Origin of the sequence: Micromonospora sp. NPDC051227 (genome assembly GCF_044455385.1) — a bacterium.
In the GTDB taxonomy this organism is placed as follows: Bacteria; Actinomycetota; Actinomycetes; order Mycobacteriales; family Micromonosporaceae; genus Micromonospora.
On the sequence record NZ_JBITET010000001.1, the window covers coordinates 380,855 to 395,891 of the forward strand.

General features: G+C 67.4%; 11 protein-coding genes. 7 read left to right on the forward strand and 4 right to left on the reverse strand.

What is annotated here, in order from left to right; translation table 11 throughout:
* Positions 1-52 precede the first annotated feature (52 nt).
* Together ACIA47_RS01845 and ACIA47_RS01850 are read left to right on the forward strand one after the other, a co-directional pair.
* On the forward strand, positions 53-919 hold the full coding sequence (locus ACIA47_RS01845) for a metallophosphoesterase family protein (protein WP_396704626.1): 867 nt from the start codon (positions 53-55) through the stop codon (positions 917-919).
* A gap of 270 nt (positions 920-1,189) precedes the next feature.
* Positions 1,190-1,411 (forward strand): hypothetical protein, encoded by a 222-nt coding sequence (locus ACIA47_RS01850; protein WP_396704628.1) that lies wholly within the window; start codon positions 1,190-1,192, stop codon positions 1,409-1,411.
* A gap of 134 nt (positions 1,412-1,545) precedes the next feature.
* Here the strand turns inward: ACIA47_RS01850 and ACIA47_RS01855 are convergent, their stop codons facing one another.
* Positions 1,546-2,760 carry a helix-turn-helix domain-containing protein gene (locus ACIA47_RS01855; RefSeq protein ID WP_396705329.1) on the reverse strand — a complete coding sequence of 405 codons (1,215 nt, stop codon included), beginning with the start codon at positions 2,758-2,760 and terminating at the stop codon, positions 1,546-1,548.
* Between the two features lie 407 nt (positions 2,761-3,167).
* Between ACIA47_RS01855 and ACIA47_RS01860 the strand changes: the two genes are divergently transcribed.
* The 3 genes from ACIA47_RS01860 to ACIA47_RS01870 all read left to right on the forward strand — a co-directional run bounded on the left by ACIA47_RS01860 (position 3,168) and on the right by ACIA47_RS01870 (position 6,873).
* Positions 3,168-4,526, forward strand: a complete 1,359-nt coding sequence (locus tag ACIA47_RS01860) for a hypothetical protein (protein WP_396704630.1) — start codon at positions 3,168-3,170, stop codon at positions 4,524-4,526.
* A gap of 41 nt (positions 4,527-4,567) precedes the next feature.
* Complete coding sequence (locus tag ACIA47_RS01865; RefSeq protein ID WP_396704632.1) at positions 4,568-5,065, forward strand: NUDIX domain-containing protein; 498 nt, start codon at positions 4,568-4,570, stop codon at positions 5,063-5,065.
* Positions 5,066-5,547: 482 nt separating this feature from the next.
* The gene (locus ACIA47_RS01870) at positions 5,548-6,873 is read left to right on the forward strand and encodes a hypothetical protein (protein ID WP_396704634.1); all 1,326 of its coding nucleotides are present in this window, start codon (positions 5,548-5,550) and stop codon (positions 6,871-6,873) included.
* 1,669 nt (positions 6,874-8,542) lie between these two features.
* Here the strand turns inward: ACIA47_RS01870 and ACIA47_RS01875 are convergent.
* Positions 8,543-10,930: a discoidin domain-containing protein gene (locus tag ACIA47_RS01875; protein WP_396704636.1), complete on the reverse strand. Its 2,388-nt coding sequence runs from the start codon at positions 10,928-10,930 to the stop codon at positions 8,543-8,545.
* A 124-nt stretch (positions 10,931-11,054) separates the two neighbouring features.
* Positions 11,055-12,107, reverse strand: coding sequence for a GDP-mannose 4,6-dehydratase (locus tag ACIA47_RS01880; protein ID WP_396704638.1), 1,053 nt, complete (start codon positions 12,105-12,107; stop codon positions 11,055-11,057).
* A gap of 298 nt (positions 12,108-12,405) precedes the next feature.
* Here ACIA47_RS01880 and ACIA47_RS01885 point away from each other — a divergent pair, with 298 nt between their 5' ends.
* Positions 12,406-13,716 (forward strand): glycosyltransferase family 2 protein, encoded by a 1,311-nt coding sequence (locus ACIA47_RS01885; RefSeq protein WP_203121343.1) that lies wholly within the window; start codon positions 12,406-12,408, stop codon positions 13,714-13,716.
* Between the two features lie 99 nt (positions 13,717-13,815).
* Positions 13,816-14,013 carry a hypothetical protein gene (locus ACIA47_RS01890; protein WP_203121341.1) on the forward strand — a complete coding sequence of 66 codons (198 nt, stop codon included), beginning with the start codon at positions 13,816-13,818 and terminating at the stop codon, positions 14,011-14,013.
* Positions 14,014-14,166: 153 nt separating this feature from the next.
* Here the strand turns inward: ACIA47_RS01890 and ACIA47_RS01895 are convergent, their stop codons facing one another.
* A complete protein-coding gene (locus ACIA47_RS01895; RefSeq protein ID WP_396704641.1) occupies positions 14,167-15,024 on the reverse strand; it encodes a helix-turn-helix transcriptional regulator in 858 nt (285 codons plus the stop codon).
* Positions 15,025-15,037 lie beyond the last annotated feature (13 nt).

The following is a 15,037-nucleotide window of genomic DNA, read 5'->3' on the forward strand; positions in this document are numbered from 1 at the left end:
GCTGGCGGGACAGGGGTGTTCTGATCGGGCCGCGACGGCCTAGCCTCGGAGCGTGAGCCTTCCGCCCCGATTGCGGGCCGTCAGCGACCTGCACGTCGGCCATCCACAGAACCGCGCCTTCGTGCAGGAGCTGCACCCGGACAACGACGGCGACTGGCTGCTCGTCGCCGGGGACGTCGCCGACCGCTTCGCCGACATCGAGTGGGCGCTCGGACTACTGAGCAGCCGGTTCGCCCGGGTGGTCTGGGCACCGGGCAACCACGAGCTGTGGACACCACCGCGCGACCCGGTCACGTTGCGCGGCGAGGAGCGCTACCGCGAGCTGGTCCGGATGTGCCGGCGGCTGGGAGTGCTCACCCCGGAGGATCCGTACCCGGTGTGGGACGGCGACGGCGGCCCGGCGACCATCGCCCCGCTCTTCGTGCTCTACGACTACACGTTCCGGGTGCCCGAGGCGCACACCCAGGAGGAGTCGCTGGCTCTCGCGTACGCCGCCGGGGTGGTGTGCACCGACGAGGCGCTGCTGCACCCCGACCCGCACCCGAGCCGGGAGGCGTGGTGCGCGGCCCGGGTCGCCGAGACCGAACGCCGGCTGGCCGAGCGCGACCCGGCGCTACCGACGGTGCTGGTCAACCACTACCCACTGGTGCGGGAACCCACCGACGTCCTGCGCTACCCCGTCTTCGCCCAGTGGTGCGGCACCGTCCGCACCAGCGACTGGCACCTGCGCTTCGGCGCGTCCACCGTGGTATACGGGCACCTGCACATCCCCCGCACCACGTTCCACGACGGGGTGCGTTTCGAGGAGGTTTCCCTCGGCTATCCCCGCGAGTGGCAGCCCCGGGGGTCGGTGCCCGACCCGGTGCGCACCATCAACCCGGCGGACGACGTGCGACGCCGCTCATCCGTCAGCGGGTGAGGCCGACCACCGTGGCCAGTCGCGCCACGCCCGCCGGCGCCGGCCGCGCGCGGGCAACATCGGCGATCACCGTGTCACCGCTCGGGATACCGCGCCCTTAGCGCGAGCGCACGGGCGCACCCCGACGGTTGCAACCCCGTCTGCGGCACGACGCACGAAGAAGCCCCGGGCCGCCAGCGAAGACAGTTCGGGGTTCTGTAGTTGAGGGAGGAATCAGGATCGGCCGTAGCGCCGACGCGGAGGCGGGAAGCGACGTGCTCTCATGACCGCGTGAAGCTGATGTCACTGATCCGGGCCAGCAAACGGCAGTTCTTCTGCGGTGCGGCGATGTGGGGTATCGGCGCTCCGCTCATGTTCTACGCCCTCTTCCAGGGGATGCCGACGCTCTATCTGGTGGGTTTGGCAACTATGGCCGCCGGCAGTGGCATCGTCGCCAAGTGCCTGCGGCAGGCGGCCTCCCGGCAAGCAGCCAGCGGCCCTCAAGCTCACTGAAAGGCAAACTACCGGCGGGGCCTCGGCCATCTTGGGATGGTTGCGGCCATCCGACGAGTGGCAGCCCCAAGGGTCGGTGCCGGACCTGGTGCGCAACATCCACCCGGCCGATGACAGGCACCGACGAGCGTCCGTCAGCGGGTGAGGCCGACCACCGTGGCCAGTCGCGCCACACCGGCCGGCGCCGGCTGCGCACGGGCAACGTCGGCGATCACGGTACGCGCCAACGGCCGGCACCGAACCTCTGCCGGCGCGACGCTGTCCGCATCGACCAGGGCGCGAGCAGCACCACGCAGGTCACCCACCTGGAGGTACGCCCGAGCGGCGTCGACCAGGTAGGCGCCCCGATACTCAGCCGGCAACCGCCGCCACCCCTCCCGCCGCACCACTGTCGAGTGCCGCTGTAGCGCCTCGGCTGTGTCACCCCGTTGCGCCGCCACAAGCACCCGGGCCAGCTCGACGGCAACCGGCCCGAAGCTGGTGCGGTGCGGATCGTCGTACCCCCTCAGGCTGGCGGCGACGCCCGCAGCCCGGTCGGTCAACTCGTCGGCTTGGCGGTGCTCGCCGCAGCCGGCGGCGGCCAATGCCGCCTGCACCAGCAGCGTCCCGCCCACCGCCCACTCCCCCGGCGGTCGCTGTCGCGCGGGCGCACCCTCGCCTCGTTGATCATGAGGTTGACGGGCGATTTGATCTCCACGAGGCCCGCCAACCTCATGATTATCCGGCTGGGAGGGGGCCGGGAGGATGCGGTTCGCGGCGGTTAGGGCCGCTGTTAGGGCTAGGCGGTCGCGGTTTGACGCCCGGAGCGCCTGGGCTACCGAGATGGTCGCCGTTGCTGCCAGGATCGGGTCGTCGGCGGCGGCGGACATCGCTCGGTCGGCGGCCAGCCAGCCGAGGTCGGCCTCGCCGAGCTTCACCAGCAGCGACGAGGTGATCCGGTACGCCTGTGCCCGCAGCTCTGGTGTCTGCGCGCCCTCGGCTGCGTCGAGCAGACTCGGCAGGACCCTTACCAATTGACCGTAGTGCGCGTGCTGGTAGCTCAACCAGGCGTACCCGACCTGCCTTTTCGCTTCCTCCGTGGTCTGCTTCGGAGCTTGCGGGATGTCGTAGCGGGCGAGCGCGGCCCGGATGTCGTCCACCCCATCCGGCGTGCCCGCCGGGGTGCTGCGGGGCTGCCCGAGTAGCACCTCCGGATCGACCCGCAGGGCGTGGGCCAGCTCCTGGATCACCGAGTACCGGTCCAGGGCGCGCACACCCCGCTCCACCTTGTCCACCCAACTCTTCGACCTCCGCAGCCGATCGGCCAGCATCTGCTGCGTCATCGACCGCCGCACCCGCCACCGCGCCATCCGCCGACCAATCGGAACATCATCGTTGGTCACGCCGCCACCGCCGGTCCGGGACCGCACGGGTCGTGTCCTCCACGGGTACGCGCTCCGCCTCAGCCTGCGCCAGAAGGCGCCGCTTGGCAGCCTCCCGCTCGACCGCGTCGCACTCCTCGCCAATGCTCGTCGGCTCGTCGCCGTGCATTCCCACCACCTCCGTCAGTCGGCGCGCGACGCTAGGACATCGCCGGCACCCAGGACTCCTGCAATCACCGAAGCCGGTCGCCGATCGACGGACCAGATGGCAAGCGATGCGTGCGATTGCGCTGGTCAGGACGTGGGTTGCGCGGGGTTGCGCAGGTCCCCATAGGACCGCATCACCCCATAGGCTCATCACTAGTTGTAGTTGGCTGATACCTGGAGGCGGAACCATGGCGCGACCGGTGACGAACGCAGCATTCGAAGGGATGCTGCTTGCCGCCGGCTACGGCAACGCTCACGCCGCCTTCGCTCGGCAGCTCAACCACGCCGGGCGCAACGAGGGCGCTTGGCGCTACGACGCTTCCAGCGTCTACTGGTGGTTACGGGGTCGCCGGCCGGGCGAGCACGTCCAAGCGGCCATGGCCGAGACCCTAACCCGCAAGCTCGGTCGCTCCGTCGCCGTCAAGGAGCTGGGCTTCGGCGCACCCGACAGCGTCGGAACGTGCGTCTACCCCGCGTCCATCGACGGCGCGATCGATACCGCCGAGCAGATCTGGACGAGGCTCGCCAAGCACCTCAGCTCACAGGTCAGCGGGCCGTTCGACAGCGGCAAAGCCCTACAGGCGGCACTCGGTTGGCGGTATGACCCGAGCGACGTGACCGTCAGCAGGAGCGGCCGACAGCAAATCACCTCCACCGACGTTCACTCGCTGTACGCGCTGGCGGACCACTTCACCGATCTCGATCGACGCCACGGCAGCGGCTCTCCGCGCACCCGTTCCGTCATGGCCGACTTCCTCGTACGCCAGGTCGCACCCATGCTGCACGGCAGCTACACCGAAGCCGTGGGACGCGACCTTATGCGGGCAACTGCGACACTGTGCGGACAACTCGCCTTCATGTCGTATGACGCGGGCGACCATGCCACTGCCCAACAACACGTGACCGTCGCACTGCGGCTCGCCAAGGCCGCCGATGACCGCCTATACGGCGCTCACCTGCTGGCCAACCTCGCCACCCAGGCCGTGCACCTGGGCCACTCCCGGGACGCGGCCCGGCTCGCCGAAGCGGCCATCGACGGGGCTGGGCGTGCGCCGGCCGCCGTGCTCGCTCGGCTGCACGCCACCGCCGCCACCGCGTACGGGCAGTCAGGCGAGCGACGTGGCTGCCAGCTCGCGCTCGCCAAAGCCGAGCGTGCTCTCGACCGCACAGACGCAGTCCCCAGCCCGCACTGGGTCACCTACTTCAGCCCCGCCCACCTCGCCGGAGCCGCATTGAGGTGCCTGGGCGACCTAAAGCTGTATTCGCAGGCCCTTGACCACGCGACGGACGCTCTCACCCTCGCAAGCGAGAACACCCGGACGCGTGCCCTGCACACCGCTCTCGTCGCCGTGACTCATGCTCGCGCTGGGGACACCGACGCCGCCTGCAACTGGGGCCGGAAGTTGGCACAGCACGCTGAGGGCATCCATTCGGCGCGTGTTCAACAGCGCGTCCGCGAACTGACCGCAACGCTCAGCCCTCAGCAGGCGTCGCCCCAGGTCAACGAGGTCCTGCACAGCCTCGCGACCCTGCCGACAGCCGCATAGCGCGAGAGCCCCACCCGGCCCCGTCCGCTAGCGTCACCGAGGTGACCTGGACGGAGCCCGCCACGTGGTACGCCAACCTGGCTTCCTTCTACGCGGCCGCGGCGGCCTTCATCACCGACCCGGCCGGCAACGTGCTGCTCGTCAAACCCACGTACCGCGACCACTGGGCCTTCCCCGGCGGCTATGTCGACGAGGGCGAATACCCACACGACGCCTGCGCCCGTGAGATCCGAGAGGAGTTGGGGATCTCTGTGGTGGTGGGTGACCTCCTCGTAGTGGACTGGGCGCCGCCCGCCGGGCAGCGGCCACGCGCGATTGTCAGCTTCACGTTCGACTGCGGGTCAATGGCCAACCTCGATGGCCTCGTCCTGGCGGGACATGAGTTGGAGGAGGCCGCCTTCATCTCGCCCCAAGAGGCCGAGCAGCGCCTCCCCGACAACGTCGCCACACGAGTTCGTGCGGCGATGAGCGCTCGTGACCTCCAGGCTCCCCTGTACCTTGCTGGCGGTTCGGTCGTTTCAATGGAGCAGAACAGGTAGCAGGGCCTTGGCCGTAGACTGCAGGAACTAATCCCTCATGGGGTTTGAGGATCATCCGCAACCGGGCGGATCGCTGTCCTGGCCTGGGCGAACCTTGCCGTTGCCTAACAGTGGTTGACAGCCCTTGCCGGTCGCAGTTGTGCCCGATGGTCTTCGGCCCCACCCCCACACCCCCGGCTGCGCCCCTCAGCCATCCCGACGGCCTTCGTCCGCACCCCGTGGAGTGGGTGGGGCCTGCCCGGTCAAGGTGGAGCACCCCACCGTGTGAACGACCTTGACCGGGCAGGCCCTGCCCGCTCGGCTCTGCCCGGACGAAGGGTGTCGGGATGGCGCCAACCATCCCAGAGCGCCTGAGGACCCGCCGGAGGCCCTGCGCAATCGAGCCGGGAGTACGCAGGCCGCGCCTCGTGTGTCGCAGCCCGATCCTGCGCGTCCTGGTACTAGAATCCATCGATCCACTCGCCAACAGCTTAGGTACTTGAATGACAATCCTCTCGATCTGGGAAAAAGTGGATACCAGCGTGATGGATCCACCTATTCAGGCCGCGAAGAGGGATCCGGAAGATCCGAATAAACCAAAGGTCAATTGGCGTAGGCGTTTTCGAATCGCGAACATCGCTGCTTCTGCGGTCTGGCTGCTCGCGGTCACGAAGCTCGCACTCGTCGATGTTGACAGGATGGTGCTTGAGCGTGTGGCGCCATCGCTGACGTTTCTTGTGGATTATCGATTCTTTGTAATTCTCGCCCTGCTAGCGACATTTATTTTAGTCGCGAAAAAGGCGTTCCTGTGGCTGGCCTACATCGCCTTCTTCCCACTCTTTGTATTCTTTTGGCACATACCCCGCCTGCTCTACATGAGGAAGAGTTGGACTCTCGCGCTTGCTGTGGTGAGTATTGGATTCAGGCTTTTCCGAAAGTTCAAGCGCAACTTTGCGATTCGCGTTGCTGAATCGATCCTCGCGCTCATCATCCTAGTATCAAACAATGCTCCGCTGCTATGTGGCGCGGCGGGACTGCTGGTCGGATCCCTGGTCTACCACTATCTTGTGGCGCTTAAAGGAAGCTTCACGCCGTCGATATTCTTGCGGAGTCAGAAAGATTTCATTAGCAAGCAATTTACCTCGGAACGTCTATGGACTACAGTGGGGATTGATCCTCAGCTCAAAAGCGCCGAAGTCGTGAAGTTCAATAAAGCGCAGCTTGAGAAGTTTGGTCTCTCGATCTCCTCGGGCCTACTGCTGGTAAAGCTTGTAGACTTCTACGTCGTCTTGCTCGATCGCTACCGGAGAACGAGTGCCGAACTTGCAATGGCAGTAATGTCGTTCGTTTGGCTTTTCCTGCAGTCCGCAGGAATTCTGACGCTGGCCAATTACGCCCTATGGAAAGCCCTTCCTCAGCAATTCACGATTGCGGACGACCCATTCCTTTTGCACTTTGCGTACATGTCTCTGTTGTCGCTTTACGGCAATAGCATTTCGGGTATATCCCCCTCCGGGGGCTGGGCGGTATTGCTCAGCACGTTCGCCGCCTTCTACGGTCCGCTTTTGCTGGTTGCGCTTCTCCTGCAAGTGATATTTGGATACAAGCACTCAAAAAACGAGGCGGTATTTAAGGAGACAGCCGCAGAGATGCGCGCGCGGAAGCGCGATATCGAGAGCCGCTTAGAATCTGACTATGAAGTTTCCCTAGAGGAGGCTCTGCAAAGGCTCGTCGATGCCCGGCTCGGGGCGGGACCGTTTATCGCGTACTTGGCGAGGCGAGTGCCTTCCCCGGATGAGTCAGCACCCCCGGACCCCAGCTCTACCTGACCCTTTCAGTAGCAGCCCCGGAACCGCTAACCATCGGCGGCCCGGAGCTTCTTCGTGTTCGCGCTGCCGGCGGGCTGTAACCGCCGCGCTGGCGGCCGAAGCCCGAAGGCGCGGCGGCGGGCGGCAAGGCTTGGCCCAGGTCTTTGCGAACTTCGAACCGCCACGGGTGAGGTACCCCGCGAAGGCCGTCGGTCTCCCACCAGAGCGGGCCGCTCTGAAAGCGCACAGAAGGATCTAACAGGTACATCTCGGGACAACTCTTGGAATCCAGGCGACCAGTCGGCTGTAGCGAAGCGGTCTCGAAGCGTGGACATGAGGCTATTCCGAACTCGTCAGCCTTGTGATACTAGTTTCAGGTGCAACTATTGAGCGCCGATGACTGGTATGCAGCTGGCTCATTTTGGGCGACCGCCCTGACCGGGCTCGCCGGCTTGATGGTAGGTGCTGCAGGCGCATTCGCAACTTCCCGTGGACAGAAGCAACCAGAGCGCCGACTCATATTCGGCTTACCGGAGGTTACTCCATTGCTGGCGGCGCCTGATGGCGTTCGCGATGATTTGGAATTGCGCCACAAGGGGAGCCTTTTGGGTGAACCGTATATCGCGCAGGTGCTCCTATCATGCCGGGGTAACGTTGATATCGTCAGCGGCGATTTTGATCAACAAAAGCCTATTCGGCTTGACCTTTCCGCTCCCGTAATCGCGATTCTCGCGACTGACGCCAGCCCAGAAGGTCTCCGGGTTCCCGTCGTGGCTATGGCGGGAAGCGGCTTAGAGATTGGCCCAGCTTTTATATCCCGGAAGCTGGATCTCACTCTTACTGTTCTGGTCGAGGGCAGGCCGTCAATCGGCATGGAAAGTAGCATTTCGGGAGTCACCCCTGAGCGGTTGGAGAAGGTCCAGCAGCGAGCCGACTTGATTCAAGACGTGGCACGAATAGTCACTGCGGCCGTACCCTTCGGAGGATCCGCTTTTACTACCGTTGCAGCGAGGGCGATCACGCGAGCGGTAGAGCGCAGTAGCTAGAGTGGTATTTCGTGGGAGGGAAAAACTCTTCTTCGCACGCGGATCCGTCTAGTAGTTAGGCTCTACTGCTGCCGACACTTGATGAGTTCAAGAATCTAGCACTGCGGCTGCCTGCGCTCACAGTTCGCCGCCGCCACGCCTTCTGCAGAAAACGGCCCTCTGGATAGATGGGTTCGCGGTAGAGCTGTAGGCCTCCGAACCCGTAGATCGCCACGTCGCAGCTTGTGGCTTCGAACACAAGCTTTGGAAGCCGCGTCCAGTAGCAGGCAACTAGGCATATCGGGCACGGCTCGCTGGTGACGTACAGACCCCTCCGGAAACCGGCCTCGTCGCTGTGCTGGAAGCCGCCTGATGGACCATCGCGACCTTCCCCCGAGAAGGGTGTCGGGCGCACGAATCGCCTGCTTGCTGCCGCGAATGCCGCGCATGTCCTGGCGTTAGTCTTCCTGGCGCGGCCCGTCGGCCCGGTGGTAGGCCGCGGTCAGACTTGCCTGAGCCGCAGCTGGCGCGGCGGTCCGTCCGGTCCACCTCTATCCCACAGAGCAGACCAGGACCCGCTTAACGTGGGCCTTGGCGAGGTGCGGCCTACGCCCGTTCGATGAGATGGGCGGCCGCCGCTCCCCCGGCGGCCGCCCACGGCTCGATCAGCTGGCGTAGACCTCCAGCGTCGACAGTTGCCCGGCCGGCCAGCCGGTGTTGCCGGTGACGGTGATCCGCACGTAACGCGTCTGGGCAGCGGTGAAGGTCAGCGTCACCTGATTGCCGGTGGCCGGGTTGAAGGTGCGCCCCGCCGAGCCAACGAGCGTGCTGAAGCTCCCCCCGTCGGTACTGCCCTGCACGGCGAGAGTCTGCGTCCGACTCCCCCAGGCCGACGACGGCGGCAGCTTCAGCACCACCCGCCCGACCGAGCGCGAGGAACCCAGGTCGACCTGCACCCATTGCGGGAACGCGCTGTTGGCGCTCTCCCAGTAGCTGTTCGCGTCACCGTCGACCACGTTGCCGGAGGCGTAGCTCTGGACGTGACTGCTCTCCGCCGTGGGTCGACCCCGGGCGAGGTCCGAGTTTGCCGCGGCGTCGGTGGTGACGGTGACCGCCGAGGACGCGCCGGAGGTGTTGCCGGCGGCGTCGCGGGCCACAACCGTGAAGGTGTACGCGGTGGACGGGTTGAGCCCGCTCACCGTCGCCGTGGTGCCCGTGACGGTGGCGACCACTGTGCCGCCCTGGCGTACCTGGTAACCGGTCACCCCGGTGTCGTCGGTGGAGGCCGTCCACGCCAGGGACACGCTCGTCGAGGTCTTGCCGGTCACGGTGAGGCCGCTCGGCGTGGTCGGCGGGTTGTCCGGGACGGTGCTGCCGGCGTACACCTCGACCTGGGCGAGTTGGGCGGCCGGCCAGCCGGTGTTGCCGCTGATGCTGAGGCGGACGTAGCGGGCCGTGGTGGTCGTCAGCGTGCGGGTGACGGTGTTGCCGGTGGCCGGGTCGAAGGTGAACGCGGAGGCCCCGGCGATGGTGGCGAAGGAGCTGCCGTCGACGCTGCCCTGCACGGTGATCGTCTGGGTACGCGCGCCCCATCCGGCGGGCAGCCGCACCACGAGCTTGTTGACCTGGTGGCTGGCGCCGAGGTCGACCTGCCACCAGTGCGGGAAGGAGCCGCCGCCGCTCTCCCAGTAGCTGCCGACGTTCGAGTCCACCGCGTTCGACGCGGGGAACCCGCCGCCCTGGCTGCTGGCAGAGGTGGGTCGGCCGGCGGCCAGGTTGCCGGTGACCGGTGGCGGGGTGCCGACCATCGGTGGGGTCGGGCGGACGGCGGTGAGCGCGAGTTGCCCCTTGAGCATCCGGCCGCCGTCGGCGGTGATCCGCAGGTAGTAGTCGGAGGAGCAGGCGACGCCGTCCTCGTCGAGGGCCCGGATGTTCGCGCCGGCCGGGGTGGTGGCCTGCGTCTCGGACGTCTTGGCGATCTGGTTGCCCTCGTTGTACTCGTCGAACATGGACACGTACAGGCCCTGGGAGCCGAGCCGGACCATGTTGTAGATGTGCCGCCAGTAGAAGTCGCCGTGCTTGCGGTGCCCTCCGGCGAGGTCGCCGGGCATCACGCAGGGCAGGTAGTCGATGCCGCGGGCCGCGCAGTCGGCCATGTCGCCGACGTTGACGTTGTTGTAGTACGAGTCGAGTTCCTCCACGGTCCTGGCCCGGTAGACCATCCACGGCGAGATCGCGTGGAACGCGTGGTAGACGTCGAGGAAGCCGGGGCGGGAGTCCTCGATGCCCTGCCGCCACCAGGTGGGCACACCACCGATGACGTAGCAGCCCTGCGCCTTGAACCAGTTGATGACCTCCAGGCAGGGCCCGGGGGTGAAGGGTCGGCTGGGCTCGCTGAAGCCGAAGCCCCAGATGCAGACGACCGGCTTGCCGTTCTGCCGGGCGTACGCGGAGGAGGCGGTGTGCGCCGCCATCTTCGTCGTCCAGTCGGTCTTGATCTCCGATTGGAAGGTCAGCCAGTCGGTGACGTCGTACATGATGTAGAACTTGCGGTTGTACCGTTCGGCCGCGGAGCGCACCTTCTGTGTCATCGCGTCGCGGGTCGGGCCCTCGTCGCCCATCGGGTTGAACCGTTGCAGGGCGGCGGTGTCGCAGCCATACTCCTGCATCCACCGGAAGTGGGTGTCCACCGTCTGCTGGTCGTACGAGGAGAACAGCGTGGCCGGCTGGCCGTTGCCCAGGTTGGGGTACGCGGTGGGATAGGTGCGCGTGTACTCGCGCATGTCCGGCCAGGACACGATTGTGGTGTTGGCGGGTGAGGGCGGCTGGAACCGGTCGCGGCCCCAGTGCCACCATCCGCCGATCGGCGCCCCGTCGCCGGGGGTGCTGAACCAGCCCTGGTAGCCGACCGTCACCTTGCCAACCACGTCCCCGGGGGGACTGGCGGCGTGCGCGGGGCTGGACATGCTGGTGAGCAGTTCGGTGGTGGAGGCGGTGGCGAGGGCTGACCCGGCCAGCACCGATGTGACGAACCTGCGGCGGGACACCGCCATGAGGACCACTCCTTCGGGACGGAAGGCATTGACGGCCATCGTGGCAGCAGTGGATGCCGGCCCGCAAGAGTTAGACTGATCGATGAAAATGCCGATCAGATAACGGGAATTACCCGCTGGGTCGTCAGTGGCTGACGGCCCGCTCCCGTGCCCACAGCGGGGACAGGATCTGGCCTGGGGCCTGGCGGCGGCGGGCGTCGCGCACCGTTATCCGTACGCCCTCGATGAAGCCGATCTTCGGGTGCCACCCGAGCAACTCTCGCGCCTTCCTGGTGTCCAGCGCCATGTTGCGCACCTCGCCCGGCCAGGGCAGCGGCTCGTAGCGGGCCGCGCTGTCGACGCCGGACGCCTCCCGGACCGTGTCGTACACCTCGTTGACGCTCGTCTGCCGACCCGAGGCGATGTTGACCACACCCACACCGTTGTGGTGACAGGCGACGGCGATCGCCTCGGCGACATCGCTGACGTGGATGAAATCCCGGGTCTGGGTGCCGTCGTCGTAGATCACCACCTGCCGGCCGCCGAGCAGCGCATCGACCATGAGGGACACCACGCCGCGGTCGTTGCCCTCCTGCCGCGGCCCGTAGACATTGCCGAACACCATCGAGGTGTACGACAGGCCGTGCTGACGCCCGTACCAGTCGAGGTAGTGCACGCCGGCGGCCGTGCTGACGCCGTACGGGCTCACCGGGGCGATCGGGTAGTCCTCCCGGACCGGCAGGTCGTGGGCGGCGACACTGCCGAAGATGGCGCTGCTGGCCGCGGTGATCACCAGTCGTACGCCGCTTCGTGCGCAGGCGTCCAGCACGTTGACGGTGCCGAACACGTTCACGTCGGCGTCGTACAGGGGTGAACGATGGGCCGCGGGAACGCTCGGCTGTGCGGCGAGGTGCACCACCACGTCCGGCTGCCACTGGTGGATGATCTCGACGCCCTCCGGCGTACGGATGTCACCCGAGATGACGTCCGCCTCGGTCAGTCCGCCGTACGCGGCGTCGGCCAGGTTCTCGATCCGCCCGGTGGAGAAGTTGTCGAGCACCCGGACCTGGCTTCCCATCAGCATCAGCCGGGCGACCACGTGGCTGCCGATGAAGCCGGCGCCCCCGGTCACCAGCACGCGCCCGGGAATCAGGTCCGTCGGCGGGTCGCCACCGACGGCGGTAACGGGCAGGTCCATGTCGGACTCCTCGGAACGACGGAACGGTCGGCCCGCTGCGGCAACCGGACGGCCGGACACGACCGTAACCCACCAAAGGCCACCAAACGGGCGATCAGTCCGAACGCCTTGTACAGATATGCGAAATCCAGTGCGGAAAAAGGTGTTTTTACCCATTCATCGCCATTCACACTTTCGCGCTAGTACTTTCTCCCCCGGGGGGGTGTCCGCCGGCATGCCCTGGGAGCACCGGACGGAGAGGGAGGACGGCGTGTTGAGAGAGACTCTGGGCCCGCCACCGCGACAACCGGGCGGTGGCGTGACGAGCGCTCCCCTGCTGTCGGTACTGCTGGTCAGCTGGAACACCCGCGAGCAGACCCTCCAGTGCCTGAAGTCGCTGGTGTCGACCGCCGATCCCGATCTGGACTACGAGGTGGTGGCCGTCGACAACGGCTCGTCCGACGGCTCCGCCGACCTGCTCGCCGATCAACCCCGGGTCCGACTGATCCGCAACAAGCACAACAACGGTTTCGCCGCCGCCGTGAACCAGGCGTACCGACGGGCGAACGGACAGCTGATCCTGCTGCTCAGCAGCGACATCCGGTTCCACCCGGGCGCGCTGTCCCGAATGGTCGATCATCTGCGGGAGCGGCCGGACGTCGCGGGGGTCAGCCCGCTGTACCTCAACCCGGACGGCACCTTCCAGCAGCACTACGTTCAACAGCCCAGCTTCGCCGCCACCATCGCGCTGGTGACCGCGCTGCGCCGACTGCCCGGGTTCCGCCAGGCGCTGCACCGGTTCCAGATGCGGGGCGAGGACTTCAGCCGTCCCCGGCAACTCGCCTCGGGCAGCTGCGTGCTGCTGCGCCGCACGGTGCTCGGGCAGCAGACCATCTTCGACGAGACGTTCCCCGTCTACTGGAACGACGCGATCCTCGCGCGGCAGCTCGACCAGGCCGGGCACGAGCTGTGGATGCTTCCGGACGCGGTGGTGACGCACAGCCGTGGCGCGTCCTGTCGGCTGCTCGGGCCGACCATCCGCTTTCGACACCTGCTGGGCAGCCTGGTCGGGTATCTGCGGATGACCCAGCCCCGGTACCGGTTGCCGGTGTTCCGGGCCGTGCTGCTCGCCGACCACCTGGTCAAGCGACTCTTCGGTCGATCCGTACCGCTGGGCCTGGGCGACCTGTTCGCCGCGCTGCGCGGCGACGTCGGCCCGCTGCCCGACGGTGACACCCGCGACTGGGTGGTGCTGTTCAGCCGAACCCGCTGGTCTGTCGACGGGCATCCGACGGTGCTGGGGCAACTGGCGCCCGGGCAACGGTTGCTCTTCGTCGACCCGCCGGGACGCCGGCCGCGCTGGCGGTGCGAGGTGAGCCCGATCGGCTCGGCGGCCTGGCACGCCATCGCACCGACCGCGCTGCCGCTGGGTGACTCGGTGCCGCTGGTCAACTGGATCAACCGGCGGATCGCGGCCGGCGCGCTGCGTGGCTGGCTGGACCGGCACGCCGGCGCTCGCCTGCTGCGACTCGACGACGAGCGCGCCCGCGCGGTGCTCGGCCGCCTCGGCGAGGACGAGTTGCTGCCCGCCGGAGCGCCACGGCCGGTGGAACGGTCGGGCCGTGGCTGAGCACACCAACGACGCCGCCCGCCGCCGGGAGGTCGCCGCCCGCAACAGTTGGTCGGCACGGGGCGTCCAGCCGCGTTCCCTGTTGGAGGGGTTGCCGCGATGAGAGTGCCGGTCGTCGCACCCGGTGTGCTGCTCGCCGGCGTCGGGCTGGGCGGAGTGGTGACCGTGGTGACCCTGCTGCCCGAGCCGGTCGGCTTGGCCGCCGCCATCGGAGTGTCGTGTGCCGGCGCGTTCCTGCTGGCCCTGAGCCGTGCTGCCGGTCGGCATCATCGGCCGCGCCCTGCTCAGCGGCGGTGATGTACGCGGTCACGTACTCGGGATGCAGGCCTTTATCCCGCGAGCGCGGGACCGCCCGAGCGCGTGATTGGCAGGCTCGTCGTGCACTTCGCCGGGTGGCTCCTTCTGCAGGTGGCGTCTTTGCGGGCGTCGCTATTCGTACCGGCAAAGGGGTTATCGACCTTCAGTCGTGACCGGCGTCGGGAACTCCTCGGTGCCGAGCACCCGCAGCAGCGACAGGCGCTCGCGGGCCTCATCGTCGGCCGGCGTCAGCACCAGCAACTGCTGGCCCAGATCCGGGGTGACCAGGGTTTCGCAGTCCATGGTGAGCCGGCCGACCCGCGGGTGCTCGAACGTCTTGCGGTCGCTGCGGCGTACCGCAACCTCGTGTTCCGCCCACAGCCGGTCGAAGTCGGCGCTGGCGGTGCGGAGGGTCGCGATCAGGCCGGTGACCTCCGGGTCGCCTGCCCTTCGGCCAGCCACGGCGCGCAGATCGGCCACGTGCTGCCGGCCTAGCCGTTCGCGTTCCGGAGCGGATGAGACGGGGTGCGTGTCCGGTTCGGTGAACCAGCGATAGATCAGGTAGCGGCGGTAGCCGGTGAAACCGGTGTGATCACCGGCCAGCAGCATCGACGCCCGGTTCTGAGCCAGCACCACGCCCAGGTCGGAGATGACCATAGCCGGGGTGTCACCGAGCAAGTCCAGCATCCGCAGCAGACCGGCCCGGGCCAGTCGGGCGGTGTCGGCACCCGGCTGCGGTTGGTGCCCGGCCAGGCGGAACAGATGGCCCCGTTCGTCGTCGGACAGCCGCAGCGCCCGGGCCAGTGCGACCAGCAGCTGCGTCGACGGCTGGCTGCTGCGGCCCTGCTCCAGTCGGACCACGTAGTCCACCGACATGCCGGCCAGCCTCGCCACCTCTTCCCGGCGCAGTCCGGTGGTGCGGCGGCGCGGCCCGTCGAACAGGCCGACCTCGGCCGGGCGGATCGCCTCCCGGCGGCGGCGCAGGAAATCGGCCAGCTCGTCACGTTCCATGCGACCATAATCC